A 16,698-nucleotide genomic window follows, 5' to 3' on the forward strand; every position below is an offset into this window, starting at 1 on the left:
GATCGTTCGGCGCGGATATTCCTTGCTGACAGCTGCGAGATTTCCATGCTCGGATCGATCAAATCCTCCTCGGAGGGCCCCGCGTTGCCAACGGCTTCGGCCGGTACCGCGCGCACGGCGGTGCGGCGCCGCGCCGGTACGTGGCGGGTGGCCCTCGTGCCTTGGTTGTTCCTTGCCCCTGCCTTGGTGATCTTCACCTGGTTCAAGTTCTATCCAATGCTGTCCGGCTTCATCATGTCGTTCTATGACGTGCAGTTTTACAGCGACAGCGAATGGATCGGCCTCGACAACTTCGCGCGCGCCCTGAGCGACGCGGATTTGCGCGTTGCCGTGTGGCACACGGTCATCTACGTGGTCGTTGGCACGGTCTGCTCGAGCATCATCGCCTTCTTCATGGCGCTGGCTCTGGAGGGGCAGGCACGGCATCTGCGCGTTCTGCGCACCGCGATCTTCCTGCCGGCGATCACCAGCGCGGCCATCATCGCCGAAGTCTGGCGCATTCTGTTCAACTCAGCCCATTACGGCGTGGTCAATTCGCTGCTCGGCTTCGTCGGCGTCGATCCGCAGGGCTTTCTGACGGATCCCTCACAGGCCCTGTGGGTGCTGATCCTGATGCAGGTCTGGAAAAGCACGCCCTACGACATGGTCATCTTCATCGCCGGTCTCGTCGGCATTAATCGCGAGCTGTACGACGCGGCCAATGTCGATGGTGCAAGCCGCCTGCGCAGTCTTTGGCACGTAACCCTGCCCGGCATCATTCCGTCGATCTCCGTGGTCGTCATGCTGTCATTCATTCGCGGCATTCGCGTCTTCGCTGAGGTCTATGCCACCACCGGCGGCGGTCCGGCGGGGTCGACAGAGACGATCATGACCCATGTCTACAAGGTGGGCTTCGAGGATCTCGATTATGGCTATGCCTCCGCTGTATCGCTTCTGCTCCTTCTGTTCACGGTTCTGCTGACCTTGATCCACATGGCGATCAAGACGCGGATTTCCAACTGACGAGGAGAACTCCGATGCATCAGTCCGTCGCAATCCGGGTTTCGCGGATCCTGTTCTACATCTTCGTCTTCATCGTTTTCGTCGGCCCCTTCTGGGGTATCGTCGTCACCGCCTTCAGCGGACAGATCCTCAAGCCTGGTCAGCTGTTTCTCTGGCCCGTGCAGCCGACGCTGGCCAATTTTCGCACCGCGCTGATCGACCTCAATGTCTGGCGTTACCTTCTGAACTCGCTGGTCGTCGTCGCGCTTGGCACCACGCTGCAAGTGATTGTCAGCGCGCTGGCCGCCTATGCGCTGGCGCGCAAGAAGTTCCGCGGCGCCGCCATCGTCTCGCTGCTGATCCTGTGCACCATGATGCTGCCGGAGGAAATTATCTCCATTCCGCTGTACCTGATCGTCCAGAAACGCTTCCCTCTGCTGGATGTCTCGATCTACAACACCTACGCCGCGATGGTTCTGCCCGTCGTCGGCTGGGCGTTTGCAATCTTCGTGCTGACCGAGTTCATGCGGGCGATCCCCAAGGAACTGGAGGAAGCCGCGCGGATAGATGGCGCCAACGAGTGGCAGGTCTTCGCCTATGTGGTGCTGCCGCTGGTGCGGCCGGCACTCGGTACAGTGGTAATTTTCGGCTTCATCATGATCTGGGATCAGTATCTGCTGCCGCTGATCGTGGTGAACGACAAGTCGCTGTTCACCATACCGGTAATGCTGGGCATGCTGCGCGTGGACGAGACGATCACGCCCAACATCTTCGTGGCCGCCACGCTGCTGGCGATGGCGCCGCCGATCATTGTCTATCTGTTGCTCCAGAAGCAGTTCAATCGTGGCATCACCGCCGGTGCGGTCAAGGGCTAACCGCGCCTTCGCGCGAGAATACAAGAGGAATGACATGGGAGCTGTATCGCTGCATGGTGTCTGCAAGTCGTTCGGGGCGGTGAACGTCATCAAGGACGTGTCGATCGACATCGCCGAGGGCGAATTCTGTGTGCTGATCGGTCCGAGCGGTTCGGGCAAGTCGACACTGCTGCGCATTATTGCCGGGCTTGAGGACTGCACGGCGGGCGAGGTCCATATCGGCGGCCGCGACGTGACAGATATGCAGGCCAAGGAACGCAACATCGCGATGGTGTTCCAGAGCTATGCCCTCTATCCGCAGATGACGGTGCGGGAGAACATGAGTTTCTCGCTGCGCCTCGCGCGCCGGCCGAAGGAGGAGATCCGTCGCAAGGTCGACGCGGTGGCCCAGATGCTGGAATTGGAAACCCTGCTCGACCGCCTGCCGAAGGAGTTGTCCGGCGGCCAGCGTCAGCGCGTGGCCATGGGCCGCGCGATCGTGCGCAATCCGGCCGTGTTTTTATTCGACGAGCCTTTGTCCAATCTCGACGCGAAGCTGCGTAGCCAGGTTCGCGGAGAAATCCGCGACCTGCACCAGCGGCTGGCGACGACGTCCGTCTACGTCACGCACGATCAGGTCGAGGCCATGACCATGGGACAGAAGATCGTCGTCTTGCGCGACGGTCGGGTCGAACAGGTCGGTTCGCCGCTCACGCTCTACGATTCGCCCGACAGCGTCTTCGTCGCGGGCTTCATCGGCTCGCCGGCGATCAACATGATCAAGGCTTCGGTCAGTGACGATGCGCGGACATTGTTGGTGCCGGAAAGCCAGACCAGCCTGGCGATGCCAGAAGGCTTCGCCGACATGAATGGTCGCAAGGTGCTGTTGGGCGTGCGGCCCGAATTTCTCGAACTGAGCGAGCTTGGCACGCCGGGAACCATTCCCTGCGTCGTCAATGCGGTCGAGAGCACCGGTTCGGACACCACCGTCATCTGCGATACCGGCAGCGGCAAGATGCTTCTTTCATCCAAGCAGCGCAGCCAGCTAAGGCCCGGCGAGCGGCTCGGACTGGCGATGCGGCCGGAGAAGGTGTTGATGTTCGACACGGCGACGGAGCGCAGGATCGCGGCGCGCTGATCGTTGAATTACGACATCTGGAAGGTGCAATGCCGGAGATTTCATCCTCGATGACTGTCCGAAGCTATGTTGCCGAATGCATTGCGAGGCCGAATTGCAAGGTTGGCGAGTCCCCGGTCTGGGACCAACTGACCGACGATCTCTACTGGGTCGATATCACCAGCCGGCGTTTCTTCCGCATGCCGGCCGCCGGGGGAGCGTTCCAAAGCTGGTCGCTACCCGCGACGGTCAGCGCCTTCGCCTTGCGGCAGGATGGAGGTTTTATCGCGGCGACGGATCGTGGGTTTGCCCGTCTGGACCTGGAGCGGGACGGGCCGGTCCTTACCTTCGGGTCCAGTCCCGACATTCCGCAAGGTGGGCGGATGAACGATGGCGCCTGTGACCGGCAGGGTCGGTTCTGGTCGGGCACCCTGTCGCCGACACCGGCCGCGCCCGAAGCGTCTGGAGCGTTGTACAGCATCGGACGGAACCGGGACCTTCGCGCTCGCGGCGGGCGCTTCCGCGTCCAGAACGGACTTGCCTGGAGCCCTGACGGACGGCGGATGTATGTTTCGGATTCCCATGTCTCCAATCCGCATGTCCTGTCCTTTGACTTCGACCCCGATACGGGCGAGCGCGCCAATGCCACGCTTTTCGCCGATTACGGCAAGCTTGGCGGTCGACCGGATGGCGCGGCCATCGACGTCGATGGCTGCTACTGGATCGCGGCCAGCGATTCCGGTCGTGTCTTGCGGCTTACGCCGGCTGGCAAGATCGATGCCGAAATCATCGTGGCGACGCGAAACCCGACCAATATCTGCTTTGGTGGAAGTGATCTAAGAACGGCCTATATTACATCCTTGCGTCCGGATGGCGGGACGGGCGGTGACCTCTATGCGGTGGCCACGCCCTTCCAGGGCTTGGCTGAACCTCACTATCGGCCTTAGATTAGATTGGACCCGGTAGGCTTCGACAGCCGCGCCGAGCGCAAGCGCGAGTTAGCAGCCGAGATGGGACTTCAGGCCCACATTACTTCGCATGGCAGCCGAATGTGCCGTCTCCGCTTACGAGCAAATCACCGGCGCAAGCTGGAAGCCATACGAGCGCACGGTCGAACAGCCTGCCAATTCCGTTGATCAAAAGGCCGCAACGGTCCAGATGGCAGCCTTCGAATGTATTTCGGCGTGGGGCTTGGCTCCACTGTTAATAAATTCGCTAGTTGATCTGGGTCACGATGAAATGAAAAACTAGATCAATCGCACCCGATAATCAACCGTCGCGCCTCTTCTATAGCACGTTTACGGAAATTTTAGGCATCATACTGTTCTTACGTGGTGAAATGATATCGTTTACAACACGGCTCACCCTCAAACTGCGCAACGGTTTTGCACTTTGGTAAGCATCGCCCGTACGAACTTGCCCCATTATTTCATGCCGGCGCGCTTCTCGGGCATGTAGTTCCAGCGGTCGTGGTTCTTCGAACTGACGTCCTGCAGCGCATGATTTTGCAGGCGGTCGCGGAGCTCCTTCGAGACACCGGCCTTGCCTGCCAGCGTTTTGAAAGTCCGGCGCAGATCACGATTGGCGGCGTAGGGAATTACGCCACCATCACGCTGCCGCCAGACGAAGCTGTAGAGCGTCGCATGGCTGACAGGCTTGGACGGATCCTTCGCCGAAGGAAAGAACCAGCCGTACTCGTTCGGCTTGATCGACTCGATCAGCTCGGCGGCGAGCGACGGGACCGGAACGGCATGCGGCGGGAGGTTCTTAGTCTTCGACCAGTCGATGATCCGCTCCTTGGCATCCCATTGATCGACATGCAGGCGGGCGATTTCCTCGACACCCTGACCCGTCAGCATGATGATCTGCACGGCGCGCGGATAGGAGGGATGAACCGGCGTGTCAGGGCATCCTAGCCAGCGATAGAGCTGCACGAACTCGTCCTCGCTGAGCCAGCGCGTGCCCTGGACCTTTGGCTCGGTCGGAATGCCGGATGCTGGACTAAGGCAGATTGAAGCCGCCGATCTGATGATCGGCTAGAACAATTTCACGGTGATGGACCCAGGGGAAGCGGTCCACCTTCAGCTCGGCGATAATCTTGCCGGTGATGTCGTCGTAAAGGCTCGTCCTGTCGGAGCCGGCATGCCCGCTGCGGTCATTCCTGAACATCGTTGTTCTCCGCGACGGGCGCCGGAGACCTATTCTCCAGCCCTTAACCCGTCACGGAAAACCCGTCAGCACTCTCACTCTGCACACCGAATTTCGGCATTTCGATCGACGGTCCTGGAGCTACGAGGATCGTTTGATGAAGATCAGATCATTACCTGCGGATACGCTCCCGGTAACGCCGCTCGCGAGGTCTCGGCACTCAGCGACCGTATCGGCGGATTGCCCGCCGGGTTGTTCATCAACTCGATCAGAGCGTTCGAAGGTATCGTCAGCGAGTTTGTCCACCTTCCCTCGGAAGCATTCGAACAGAGCGTCTTCGGCTGCTACGACTATGACCCGTTCGCGGCATTCCTCGAATTTCCTGTGCACATGGTACGGCAGAACTCGAACCAACTCATCGCCACCGCCTTTGAATTGGTCGACAGCGGTGTTACCGACCCGGTGCTGATACAGGTGGACCCGGAACTGATCCCTCCCCGAACCGTCTATAACGGTCCGTTCAGCCAACTGGGGTAAGATTGAAGCTTGAGCCCCTCGGCCAGGGTCATACGCTCATTTCCGGGACGCGAATGGTGCGACAGGAGTGTCGGCAAGTGCGGACATCGTCTGCTCCGGGGGACGCGGAACACGTCGTTGCCGTGTCCACTACAGGTCCGATGACTTCTCCCGACTGCCTCTCAGCCCGTACCGCGCGATCTTCTCGTTGAGGGTCCGGTGCGGTATGCCGAGGCTCGCGGCTGCGCGCGCCGTATTGCCGTCGTGCTCGTCGATCGCCGCCCGGATCAACTGCACCTCGTAGGCGGCAAGCCGGTCCGGCAGTGTCAACTCACCGTGTGGACCCGTTTGCGCGGCGGCGCCGGTGCCCTGTTCATCGAGACCAAGTGCGAAGCGCTCTGCCCGCGCCTTGAGTTCGCGAACATTCCCTCTCCATTCCTCCTGTTGCAGGCTCGCAAGCAGATCGGCGGACACGATACGCTCGGCACGGCCGTAGCGATGGGCAGCGAGCGAGGCGAAATGGCTGAACAGCAGGCCGATATCGTCCCTCCGCAGACGCAACGGCGGAATTCGAATGTCGACGGTCGCTAACCGATAGAACAGGTCCTCACGAAATCTTCCGGCAGCAATCTCTCGGGAAAGGTCACTCTTGGCAGCGGCAATGATCCGCACGTCGACCGGCCGCAGCCGGTTTTCGCCGAGCCGTTCGATCACCCGCTCCTGAAGCACACGCAGGATTTTCGCCTGCAGGGCGAGAGGCATGGATTCGATCTCGTCGAGGAAGACGGTTCCGCCGGCGGCATGTTCGAATTTGCCCTCACGCTCGGAAAGCGCGCCAGTGAAAGCACCTTTCGCATGGCCGAAGATCTCGCTTTCGAAAATGCTTTCCGGCAGGGCGGCGCAGTTGATCGCGACGAAGGGGCCGGCCCGGCGGCGACCTTGCCGATGCAGCGCCTGCGCGACGAGCTCCTTGCCGGAACCGGTTTCGCCGATGATCAGCACGTCGATATCGACATCGGCCAGCATTGCCACGCGGCTGCGAAGCTCGCACATGGCGGAACTGTCCCCGACGATTGGCGGGCCACCGCCCTCCTCCTGAACCAGGCCCTGCAGACGGGCGATCTCCCGTTTCATCCGGCGCTTCTCGACGGCCTTGTCGAGAACGGAGAGGAGGTACTCCGCGTCGTATGGCTTCTCTATGAAGTCCTCCGCGCCCTGCTTCATCGCCTTGACCGCGAGCGTGACATCGCCATGCCCGGTCATCAGGATGACAGGCACGTCGCTACGCACCTTGATGACGGAATTCAGGAGCGTCATGCCGTCGATGCCCGGCATGCGGATGTCACTCACCACGACATCCGGCTCGGTGCGCAGGAGTTGCTGATAGGCTTCTTCAGGCCGATGGAAGGCGGTCACGGAGAACCCGCTGACCTCCAGCCAGTCGGTCGCCGCCTTCAGGAGATCGCGGTCGTCGTCGACGAGGAGAACGTCTCCGCGGCTCATTGTGCTGCCTCGAGTGGATGCGCCGATCGCTTGTCGATCGGCATCGACATCGTGGCGATGGTACCGCCGCCGGGTGCTTCGGCAAAGGTGATTTCGCCACCGTATTCCCGCACGATTGCGGTCGCGATGGAAAGGCCAAGGCCGAGACCTTCGCCGGTCAGCTTGGTGGTAAAGAACGGTTCGGTGACGCGATCGCGGTGTTCCGGCGCGATGCCGGTCCCGTTGTCGATGACGGTCACGTTCACCTGTCCGGCCTCCGCGGTTCGCTGAACAATCACCGAAGGAGCAGGACGGCCCTCGACGGCGTCGAGCGCGTTCAGAAGCAGGTTGAGCATCACCTGCTCCAGTTTGACCCCGACCGCAGTGATGACGGGAGCCGGGCCCTGCGCTTCGACGGTCGGCACGACGCCGAGCGCCTTCGCCCGCGGCGCGGCGAGATCGATCGCGTTGCGAATGACGGTGTCGATGTCGACTGCCTCGAGTTCGGAAGCGCCCTTCCGGCCGAAGGTTTTCAGGTGCTTGACGGTACGCTGCATGCGCTTGACGAGCGCGCGCGCGTCGAGAAGCCGCTCGCCGACCTTTGCCGCCTCATCCTTCTCCGCAAGGACACCGGCCGTCGCCAGTGTTGCCTCGAGTGCGGCAAGCGGCTGGCTCACTTCATGCACGATCGCCGTCGACATCCGTCCGAGCGCCGCCATCTTCTCGGAATGGATGAGCCCTTCCTGCGCGCGGCGCAACTCGTCCTCGGTCCGCCTGCGCATGTCGATCTCGCGGGCGAGATCCTGCGTTCGTTCGGCGACCTTGAGTTCCAGGATCTCGCCCTGGCGCAGGCGCATGCGGATCAGCAGGGCCCGCTGATGGAGAAAGTAGAGCGCGCCCGTCGCGACGAGGCCGGCAATGAGCGCGGCGAGCGCCCAGAAGCCGGCGAGCTTTGCGATATCCTCTGTGCTGGTCGCCGCAAGCACGATCCAGCTGTCCGGCTCGATGGCGGAAAACTTCGCCAGAAGCTGCTGTCCCTCGCCGTCGACCCGAAGCGCCGGCATGTCGGCCGCGTTGATCGGCGGCACGACGCCTGCGGGCAGGATCGGCTTGGCTTCGGCAAGATCGGTGCCGTCATAGGTTCTCTCCGCTGCGACCCGTTCGGCGGCCTCTCGCGAAAGCGGTGCAAGCGGTCGATATTTCCAGTCGGGATTGCCGGAGAGGAAAACAATGCCCCAGCGGTCGGCGATTGCCGTCTGGACGCCCGCGGCTTCCCAGGTCACCTCGAGCGGTTGCAGATCGGCCTTGACGACGACGACGATCGGCTGATGACCGGGGATATCGATGCGCGAACTCAGGAAGTAACCCGGCTTCTTTGTCGTGACGCCGATCGCGTAATAGCGGCCCTCGCCGTTGCGAATCGCGTCCTGAAAATAGGGACGGAAACTGTAGTCATGTCCGATGAAGCTCTCGGCGGTCGCGAAATTGCTGGCTGCAAGCGTCACGCCACGATTGTCGAGCACGTAGAGCTCGGCCGCGCCCGCCTGCCGCACGACCGTCTGGAGATAGAGATTCGCGGCATCGAGAACGGCGGAGCTGCGCTCGTTCTCGGCAAGGGCGCGGATGCGGGCATCCTCGCCGATCACAAGCGGCAGATACCGGAACCTCTCGACCTCCGTGGCGATCGCCCTGTTGGTGAGCACCAGGCTGCGCTGGAGTTGCGCTTCCAGTGCGCTGACGGCCGCCCCGCTCGCCACATAATAAGCAGCAAAAGGCGCCGTGAAAGTCGCCACCAGCATTAAGGCAGTCATTCTGCCGATGTTACGCGCCATCACCGAGCCGACGTGGTTGGATCCTGTCTTCTGCATCGAGTGTAGCGTCTCCTCGGTCAAGAGAGAACAGCCGCCGCCCCTATCCTTCATTAGGCGATCGCGGCGTCGGGATATCCTCTGACTGCTCTTGGTCACAGGGCCGCAGGACGAGCGGCTCCTGAGCCTGTCGTCCGAGCTCGCGGCATCCCTCGGCATCGCAAAGTCTCCAGCCCGAGACCGTCGCCCCCGAGGCCGCGAGGACCAGCTCGGGAACTGGCGCGAGGTTTGGTGTCCAGACCCACCATTTCCCCTCCCGGTGGGCGCCGTCGCCGGGCTCCATGCCGGCACCGGAGCCCTGAACGCGCGCCTCTTCGAGAACGAGCCCCTGTGGTGTCGGCGTCCAGCGCTCCTGCCACTCGGTTTTCTCGACTGAGTGTGTCCAGCCGAGCGTGAAGACGCCGGCGGCAACGGCCATCGCCTTGCCGCCGGCAATGATGCAGACCGCCATGGTCATGCGGCACCCGGTACCGACTTGCCGCCCACCTGTCGTCCCCGACGCCAGATCCAGACGGCGAACAGGATCGAAAGCGCAAAGCCGATCTCGTCCGTCAGCGGCAGCGCCGCCAGAAGGGTGAAAGCTGCCGCGGCGGCCAGAAGCCGTTCCGCGACCGAAAGACGGACGACCAGGAAACCAATGACGGCCGCGCCCCAAAGACCGATCGCAAGACCGGTCTTGACGACGACGTAAGCGACCGCCGCCGGATAGCCGACGCTGACGGCCATGGTCCCGCCATCCTGGAGCATCAGGGCCGGTGAGTAGACCGCCATGAAAGGAATGACGAAACCGGCCGCCGCCACCTTGATCGCCTGGATCGCGATCTTCAGTCCGCTTTCACGCGCAATCGGCGCCGCGGCGAAGCAGGCGAGCGCAACCGGCGGCGTCAGGTCGGCAAGGATGCCGAAGTAGAAGACGAACATGTGGCTGACGATGAGCGGAACGCCGAGCTCGAGAAGAGCCGGGCCGGCGATGGACGAGGTGATGATGTAGTTCGGGATCGTCGGTATCCCCATGCCGAGAACAAGACAGGTCACCATGGTGAGCAAGAGTGACAGGAACAGGCTCTTGTCGCCGACAGAGACTATGAACTGGCCGAAGGTGTTCGCCGCCCCGGTCAGCGTCATCGTACCGATGATGATGCCGACCAGCGCACAGGCCGTCGCCACCGGCAACGCGGTCTTTGCGCCTTCCGCAAGTGCGTCGCGGCAGGTGACGAGCGTCTCCCGTCCGCCTCGCGAGAAGGCGTTGACCGCAATCAGCACCGCCAGTGCAGCGAGAACGACACCGATACCGAACTGGAAGAAGGCGGCCGCCACCAAACCGAGGGCCACCCAGAAGATGATCCGGATCACATTCGAGGGAAGACCGAGCGCCACGGAACTGCCGAGAATCAACAACGCGGTGAAGGCAAGACCGACCGTTCCTGCAAACAATGGCGTGTAGCCCGAAAACAGCAGCCAGACGAGCGCCGCCAGCGGAAGGATCAGGTACCACTGCTCGATGAGCGCGGCCTTTGCCGAAGGAAGTTCGTTCTTCGGCAGGCCGAGAAGCCCGTACTTGCCCGCCTCGAGATGAACCATCCAGAAAGCCGAAGCAAAATAGAGGATCGCCGGGATGATCGCCGCCTTGACGATCTCGTGATACTCGACACCCAGTGTTTCGGCCATGATGAAGGCAACCGCGCCCATCACCGGCGGCATGATCTGTCCGCCCATCGAGGCCGTCGCCTCGACACCGCCGGCAAAGGCGGCGCGATAGCCGAACTTCTTCATCAGCGGAATGGTGAACTGGCCGGTGGTGACGACATTCGCCACCCCGGAACCCGAGATCGTTCCCATCAGCCCGGACGAGATGATCGCGACCTTCGCCGCACCGCCACGCTTGTCGCCGACGAAGCTCAGCGAAACGTCGTTGAAGAGTTTGATCATTCCGGCTCTTTCAAGGAAGGCGCCGAAGAGAATGAACAGGAAGATGTAGGTCGAGGACACGAAGGTCGGAATGCCGTAGATTCCTTCCGTGCCGTAGGCCATGTGGTCGATCACCTGCGTGAAATCGTAGCCGCGGTGGTCGAGCGGCGGCGGCAGGTATTCGCCGAACAGGCTGTAGGCGAGGAACAGGCCGGTGATGATCGGCAAGGCCGGGCCCATAAGCGCCCAGGCCGCGGCAAACACGACCCCGAGTGCGACAACGCCGACCGCAACGTCCCGCGGCAGGGGATCACCGGCGCGGATAAGCAGTTCACTGTACTCGTAGCATTGGTAGAAGGCGACTGTCGCACCCAGCAGGGCCATAGCCCAGGCAATCGCCTTGGCGATGCCGCCGCGCCGCGAAAACATGGCCAGCAACGGAAAGACCAGTACCGTGACGAAACCGACGTGAACGGCGCGCACGATCTGGCTCGGCAGGTCGATGAGATGCGCGGCGGTCGCGATCTGGAAAACGGAGAAGGCGAGCGCAATCCCGAAGAGAAGCCGACCGTCCCAGGTCTTCGGAAACGCCTGGGTTGCGGCGGCGTGCCCGTGCAGTTCCGCAGGTGCAGCCTGCTCTTGTGCATTAGTCGTGTCGTGCATGGATTCCTCCCGAAAATCCGAGCATGCGCAGGCGGCGGCGCCCAAGACACCGGATGAGCCGGTGATAGTGGTCGCGACCGCCGCCCGTCGCTGTCAGAGCAGGCCCTTTTCCTTGTAGTAGCGCTCGGCGCCCGGATGCAGCGGCACCGGCATGCCCTTGAGCGCGTTCTCGAGCTTGATCTGGGCCGCCGCCTTGTGCGCCGCTTCCATCTCCGGCAGGTTTTCGAAGAGCTGCTTCGTCATCTGATAGGCCGTTTCGTCGGACACATCGGAATGGGTCACGAGAAAGTTGACGACGGCGACGGTCGGGACATCGGCGTCCTGTCCCTGATAAGTACCGGCCGGAACGGTGGCAGCGATATAGGGTGCACCGAGCTTACCGGCGATTTCTTCCGGCACCGCGACCATCTGCACATCGACCGAAGTCGCCAGATCCTTGAACGACGAGACGCCGAGACCTGCCGACTGCAAGGTGGCATCGAGCTGGCGGTTCTTCATCAGCTCGACCGATTCCGCGAAAGGCAGATATTCTGTCTTCGCGAGATCGTCGTAGCTCATGCCGGCCGCGGCGAGGATTGCGCGGGCGTTCAGTTCGGTGCCGGATTTCGGCGCACCGACGGAAAGGCTCTTGCCCTTGAAATCGGCGATCGTCTTGATGCCGGACTCCTTCGACGACATGATCTGGATGTAGTTCGGATAGATCGCGGCAATCCCGCGCAGCTTGTCGAGCGGCGCCTTGAAGCCCGCATCGGCATTGCCTTCCCATGCGAGCTTGACACTATCGCCGAGGGCAAAGGCGATCTCGCCGCGGCCCTGCTGCAGAAGGTTGAGGTTTTCGACGGACGCCTTAGTCGCCTGGACCTGGGTGCGCGCACCCTCGATTTTCTCCCCGTAGATCTTCGAAAGAGCAACGCCGAGCGGGTAATAGACGCCCGAAGTACCACCCGTCAGGATGTTGATGAATTCGCTCGCGCCGGCCAACGCCGCGGAAAACATGATGGACGTACTAGCGATCGCCGCAAAGGCGGCGCGTTTCAGTCTAAGGTTCACTTGAGAATCCTCCCGTTCAAGTTTCACATCGATGCAGCCGTCCTCCTCGGAACCGGTCCGCATACAGGGTCCATAGCAATTGATGGGCCATTTTCAACCATTTGAAATCATTGGTACCGCACGCGAAAATCGAGCAACAGCCAGCAAGTTTCTGCCTGAGTTAGCCGCACTTCTGGCAAGATTTTGCCAGCACGACTACCAATTCCCCCGCGCCTGTGGGCGCGTAGCACCTCCGGGATATGCAGGAGGCTCGGCGCGATCTTCATCTACGCCCCGAGAGACTTTACCCCTTGATGCCGGTCGAAGCGATGCTGGCAATAAAGAAGCGTCGCAGGAGCAGGTAAGAAGTGAAGACGGAGCTTGTTCAAAAGCACTGCAGCCGAGAGATACCAGGCCGGCCACAGGCAAAATCGGCTCTCCCGCAAAATTCTGTTAGCTCTCGCTTGTATAAGTAATAGCCTGATTGGCGAAACTGCCCTTCACTGCAACCATGAGGGGCAGGGACGAGGAGACAGCCGACGAAATGACGCCTCCCGACGGCGGGAATGGCGCTGTGAGGAGTTTTGTCTTCACAACCGCCGGCGCCGACGATCCCCTTGGCGCATGGCGAACTGTCCTCGATTTGCTCTTCGAATGTGTTCCGCCGCCGCGGTCGGCGGCGATTTCCTTCAATGCCAGCCTCGTCGTGCACCACTTCGGGACATTCCTGCTGTGCAGGAGCAATGCCAGCGGCGGACGCTATCACCGCAGCCGGCACAAGCTCGCCGGCGACGACCTCGACCATATCGTCGTCTCCTGTCTGCTGAGCGGAGGAATTGCCCTCGGCCACCCGGCAGTCAAACGACTTCGCCCGGGCGACGTTTCGATCGTCGATCTCTCCGCACCGCTCGCCTTTGCGGTGACGAACGCGGACGTGCTGCATCTCGTCCTGCCGAAATGGGCGCTCCCCGCTTCGATCGCGGCCGAACAGCCCGCCTCACCTCGCATCCTGCTTGGCGGAAGCGCCATGGGCATATTCGTGCGCGGTATGCTGGAAGCGCTGGCGGCTGCCGCCCGTCACTTCGCTGGCGGAGAGGTGGTGGCGCTTTCCGGAGCAGTCCCGGAATTGCTGGCATCATGTCTCGGCGCGATGGCGCCGGTGTCCCCTGCCGGTGGGAGAGCAAGCCTCGGACAGCGATTGCGGCGCCATATCGAGGAGAACCTTCCACGCGACGATCTGACCCCGGCATCCATCGCACGCGAACTCGGCGTCTCCCGTACCCAACTTTACAGACACTTCGATAAAGTTGGCGGAGTGAATACCTACATTCGCCGCAGGCGTCTCCGCCGCGGCCTGGCCGCCCTTTGCGATCCTCGCCACGCCGATCGTCGGATCGGTGAAATCGCCTACGACGCCGGCTTCGCCGACGAGGCTCATTTCAGCCGGCTCTTTCGACAGAGATTCGGAATGTCTCCGCGGGAGGCTCGTGCCTCCGCCCGCACCGGCAGTCATCCCGGTGTCTCACCGGCGTCCCCCGCCGGTCCATCCCTCTCCGACTGGCTGCTTGCACTTATCAGCGGTTGAAATTCGGGACGCACGTCCAAGTTTCCGGGACGTCCGTCCAAGGACAACCGGAAGGAATGGCCATAGGCTATCCACACATAAAACGAGAAACCCGAAGGAAGTTGCAGTCAGCCCATCAGCCCCCGTTCGCCGAAAGGAGACCAAAAATGTCGACACAGGTGGCCAGTTCCGACTCCAGCATCGCCGCTAACGACCCACCCGCGACCGGGGCCATTTCCTTCCAGTTGACCGCGACGAACGCCTCAAGCGTTCCCGGCTCCGTCTATTTCAACGTCTTTCCGCCGGCGCTCAAGAATCTCCCCGCGAACGCACAAGTGATCACCGCGCTCGTGTCCCCCGCGACGACCAATACATCCCCGCCGGTGAACCTCACCTGGAACGGCGGAGCCGATGCCTTGAGTATGCTCGCGCTCGCCGCGGGTGCGGATCCGGCACCTGCGGCGAAGACACCGGTGGCGCTCGGCGACAACGTCGCCGTCGCCTGGGCGAACGGGACGTTCACGATCACGCCCTCGCCCGGCGGACCCGAAGGTGTCCTCACCGTGACCTTCGCTCCGGGCATTCCCGTGGGCGGTTCGGTGGGTCTTGTCGTAGGCCCTGCCCCGATCCTCGTGCCGATCCCCGTCAGCCTCTCGCCTTTGACGCTCGAACCAGATCTCTCGCCCGCCGTCACGGTGATGTTCGGCACCGCTTTCCAATTGCCGGCACCCGCCATCTCGGACGAGAGCCAGGCACAGACCGTCACTTTCAAGACGGATGCGACGAGCACGAGCCCGACGGCGACCGCGGCCATCACGGTCGGTCTCGACAACCAGATCGTCGAGACCGGTTGACAGCGAACCAGCTTGCCCGGCGCCCGCCTCCTGCCGGGCGGATCCTCGCCACTCCCGATTCTCCGCCTGATCCGTGGGCGGCGAGGCAACGGCCGGTATCGTTTCAGCCCCCGAGGCGATACCGGCTCCTTCAAACCGGGGGATGTTCCTCGAAGAAAGGCAAAGCCAATGACCACCTACTCTCTGACGTGCGTCAACAACTCCCAGCTTTCCGGAAGCTTCGCCGTGTTCCAGAAGGCACCGCCGATGACCATTCCGGGCAATGTGTTCTCGCTCGCCTGGTTTGCCCGCCCGACCGCTCCGAAAAGCAAGGTGACCTTCACCTGGAATCTCGAGTACAGCTTCGTCTGGTCTGAAACCGGGGTACTCCAGCCGGGGATCAACTTCTCGGCGTCGCAGACCATGCCGGCAGATCCGAACGGCCAGAACCTGATCCAGCTGACGCAGGACACCTACGGTGCGACGACCTTTGCGAACCCGAACGCCAGTGGAGCCATCGGTTCCCTGACCATTCAGCAGCTCCCGAATGTCGCGCCGAACCGGACCTCCGTCGGCGTCGGCATGTCCGGTTCGGGCACATTCGCCGTGCAGGCAGCACCGAACATGACGGCCGTGTTCACGCCTCACCCGAACTACTGGGTCATCTTCGGCAATTTCGTGACCGGGGATGTCATCGACATCGAGGATGTCACCAATGCCGTCGAAGTCACCTATGGCGGCGCCCTGACGACGCGGAGTGCCGCTCTCGGCATCGACAACCTGATCACCGTCTCCTGACGCCCTGGGGCGGCGCTCCTCCCCGCCGTCGGTCAAACTAGACGCCAGGAGAGGCGATGCCGGGGGGCACCCCTCGGCATCGCCGGCAACGAGGCCGCAGAGCGGCCAATAGATCCCGGCAACGAACGCGTCCGACATAAACGGGCCGTCCTGAACCGGAAACCGGGACGATCTGAAGACGTCCCCCACAACATCCACAGATACGGGCCTCTCACCGAGGACCGACAGCTTGAAAGCCGGCGAGAGGCCTCGCCGGTCAGCGCTCCTCGCATGGTGCGGTGAGCGTCCATCCTCCCTGTTGCGAAAAGGAATGCAGTCATGAAAACCAGCAGACTTCGTTTCCGCCACCGTCTCGCCATCGCTCTTGCCGCATTTGCGGCACTCGGGCTCGCCAGTCCCGCGATGGCCTATTCGGTCTACCGCGCCGTCAATGCGGATGCGACGACCGGCGCCGTCGCATGGAACGCCGCGAACTTCGGTGTGAGCGGCAATCCCCCGACCCTCTCCTTCTTCTATTTCGCAAGCGACGTTGCGGCACAGGCCGGATTTCCGGCTGCGCAGTGCTTCGTCAAGGTCGACCTTCCAAACACGAACGCTCCGGCACAGGGCGATCACGATCAGGTCGGCAATGCCGGGATCCCTGTCGGAGCCAATCCGGCCGACCAGCCTCGGGCGTTTCCGTGGCAGATCGATTTCGACAACAACCCGGCCGGCCACTGGAGCATCCCGAAAGCCCAGATCACGACCGCGCCGGCGAACAATGCGGCCAGCCGGGTTGCTGCTGCCGGCTTCCATTCCCTCGCGATAACCCCGGCTTCGGGCGTGACGATCGTCAACGGGACCTTGGTCAATTGCGGACCGTGACATCGTGCCGGTAGAATTGCATTGAACGGAACAAGGATGAATACCCTCGCCGTCGGGCCTTCGGCCCGGCGGC

The 16,698-nt window shown here is 62.3% G+C and carries 14 protein-coding genes and 3 pseudogenes; 10 read left to right on the forward strand and 7 right to left on the reverse strand.

The features are described 5' to 3' along the window. Positions 1 to 84: 84 nt before the first annotated feature. The 5 genes and pseudogenes from DFR48_RS12695 to DFR48_RS22235 all read left to right on the forward strand — a co-directional run. Entirely contained in the window at positions 85 to 1,002 is a 918-nt protein-coding gene (locus DFR48_RS12695; RefSeq protein ID WP_210205991.1) for a carbohydrate ABC transporter permease, read from the forward strand. A gap of 14 nt (positions 1,003 to 1,016) precedes the next feature. Continuing rightward, positions 1,017 to 1,856: a carbohydrate ABC transporter permease gene (locus DFR48_RS12700; protein WP_114363511.1), complete on the forward strand. Its 840-nt coding sequence runs from the start codon at positions 1,017 to 1,019 to the stop codon at positions 1,854 to 1,856. Positions 1,857 to 1,890: 34 nt separating this feature from the next. After that, positions 1,891 to 2,973 carry an ABC transporter ATP-binding protein gene (locus DFR48_RS12705; RefSeq protein WP_114363512.1) on the forward strand — a complete coding sequence of 361 codons (1,083 nt, stop codon included), beginning with the start codon at positions 1,891 to 1,893 and terminating at the stop codon, positions 2,971 to 2,973. A 29-nt stretch (positions 2,974 to 3,002) separates the two neighbouring features. Next, positions 3,003 to 3,899 carry an SMP-30/gluconolactonase/LRE family protein gene (locus tag DFR48_RS12710; protein WP_114363513.1) on the forward strand — a complete coding sequence of 299 codons (897 nt, stop codon included), beginning with the start codon at positions 3,003 to 3,005 and terminating at the stop codon, positions 3,897 to 3,899. A 12-nt stretch (positions 3,900 to 3,911) separates the two neighbouring features. Beyond that, positions 3,912 to 4,125, forward strand: a pseudogene (locus DFR48_RS22235) (hypothetical protein); the annotation flags it as partial. 251 nt (positions 4,126 to 4,376) lie between these two features. On the opposite strand, the pseudogene DFR48_RS12720 reads toward DFR48_RS22235, so the two are convergent. Together DFR48_RS12720 and DFR48_RS12725 are read right to left on the reverse strand one after the other, a co-directional pair. Continuing rightward, a pseudogene (locus DFR48_RS12720) lies at positions 4,377 to 4,955 on the reverse strand (site-specific integrase); the annotation flags it as partial. A gap of 55 nt (positions 4,956 to 5,010) precedes the next feature. Continuing rightward, positions 5,011 to 5,121, reverse strand: a pseudogene (locus DFR48_RS12725) (antirestriction protein ArdC); the annotation flags it as partial. Here DFR48_RS12725 and DFR48_RS21785 point away from each other — a divergent pair. Further along, positions 5,095 to 5,637 (forward strand): type 1 periplasmic-binding domain-containing protein, encoded by a 543-nt coding sequence (locus tag DFR48_RS21785; protein WP_147273537.1) that lies wholly within the window; start codon positions 5,095 to 5,097, stop codon positions 5,635 to 5,637. The pseudogene DFR48_RS12725 and the gene DFR48_RS21785 sit on opposite strands and share 27 nt — an antisense overlap. Positions 5,638 to 5,766: 129 nt before the next feature. On the opposite strand, the gene DFR48_RS12735 is transcribed toward DFR48_RS21785, so the two are convergent. From DFR48_RS12735 to DFR48_RS12755, 5 genes are all read right to left on the reverse strand, one after another. Further along, entirely contained in the window at positions 5,767 to 7,119 is a 1,353-nt protein-coding gene (locus tag DFR48_RS12735) for a sigma-54-dependent transcriptional regulator (RefSeq protein WP_114363515.1), read from the reverse strand. Continuing rightward, complete coding sequence (locus DFR48_RS12740; protein WP_170141865.1) at positions 7,116 to 8,966, reverse strand: sensor histidine kinase; 1,851 nt, start codon at positions 8,964 to 8,966, stop codon at positions 7,116 to 7,118. The genes DFR48_RS12735 and DFR48_RS12740 overlap by 4 nt, the downstream gene beginning before the upstream one ends. Before the next feature lie 43 nt (positions 8,967 to 9,009). Further along, complete coding sequence (locus DFR48_RS12745; RefSeq protein WP_114363517.1) at positions 9,010 to 9,423, reverse strand: DUF1850 domain-containing protein; 414 nt, start codon at positions 9,421 to 9,423, stop codon at positions 9,010 to 9,012. Then, on the reverse strand, positions 9,420 to 11,537 hold the full coding sequence (locus DFR48_RS12750; protein ID WP_114363518.1) for a TRAP transporter permease: 2,118 nt from the start codon (positions 11,535 to 11,537) through the stop codon (positions 9,420 to 9,422). The genes DFR48_RS12745 and DFR48_RS12750 overlap by 4 nt, the downstream gene beginning before the upstream one ends. Positions 11,538 to 11,630: 93 nt before the next feature. After that, positions 11,631 to 12,575, reverse strand: a complete 945-nt coding sequence (locus DFR48_RS12755) for a TAXI family TRAP transporter solute-binding subunit (protein ID WP_114363574.1) — start codon at positions 12,573 to 12,575, stop codon at positions 11,631 to 11,633. A 535-nt stretch (positions 12,576 to 13,110) separates the two neighbouring features. Here DFR48_RS12755 and DFR48_RS12760 point away from each other — a divergent pair. From DFR48_RS12760 to DFR48_RS12775, 4 genes are all read left to right on the forward strand, one after another. Further along, on the forward strand, positions 13,111 to 14,151 hold the full coding sequence (locus DFR48_RS12760; protein ID WP_170141866.1) for a helix-turn-helix domain-containing protein: 1,041 nt from the start codon (positions 13,111 to 13,113) through the stop codon (positions 14,149 to 14,151). Between the two features lie 146 nt (positions 14,152 to 14,297). Next, positions 14,298 to 14,984, forward strand: coding sequence for a hypothetical protein (locus tag DFR48_RS12765; RefSeq protein ID WP_114363520.1), 687 nt, complete (start codon positions 14,298 to 14,300; stop codon positions 14,982 to 14,984). A 168-nt stretch (positions 14,985 to 15,152) separates the two neighbouring features. Next, the gene (locus DFR48_RS12770) at positions 15,153 to 15,761 is read left to right on the forward strand and encodes a protein rhiA (protein WP_114363521.1); all 609 of its coding nucleotides are present in this window, start codon (positions 15,153 to 15,155) and stop codon (positions 15,759 to 15,761) included. 318 nt (positions 15,762 to 16,079) lie between these two features. Beyond that, positions 16,080 to 16,625, forward strand: a complete 546-nt coding sequence (locus DFR48_RS12775; RefSeq protein ID WP_114363522.1) for a hypothetical protein — start codon at positions 16,080 to 16,082, stop codon at positions 16,623 to 16,625. Positions 16,626 to 16,698: the final 73 nt, after the last annotated feature.

This window comes from Ciceribacter lividus (assembly GCF_003337715.1).
Classification (GTDB): domain Bacteria; phylum Pseudomonadota; class Alphaproteobacteria; order Rhizobiales; family Rhizobiaceae; genus Allorhizobium; species Allorhizobium lividum.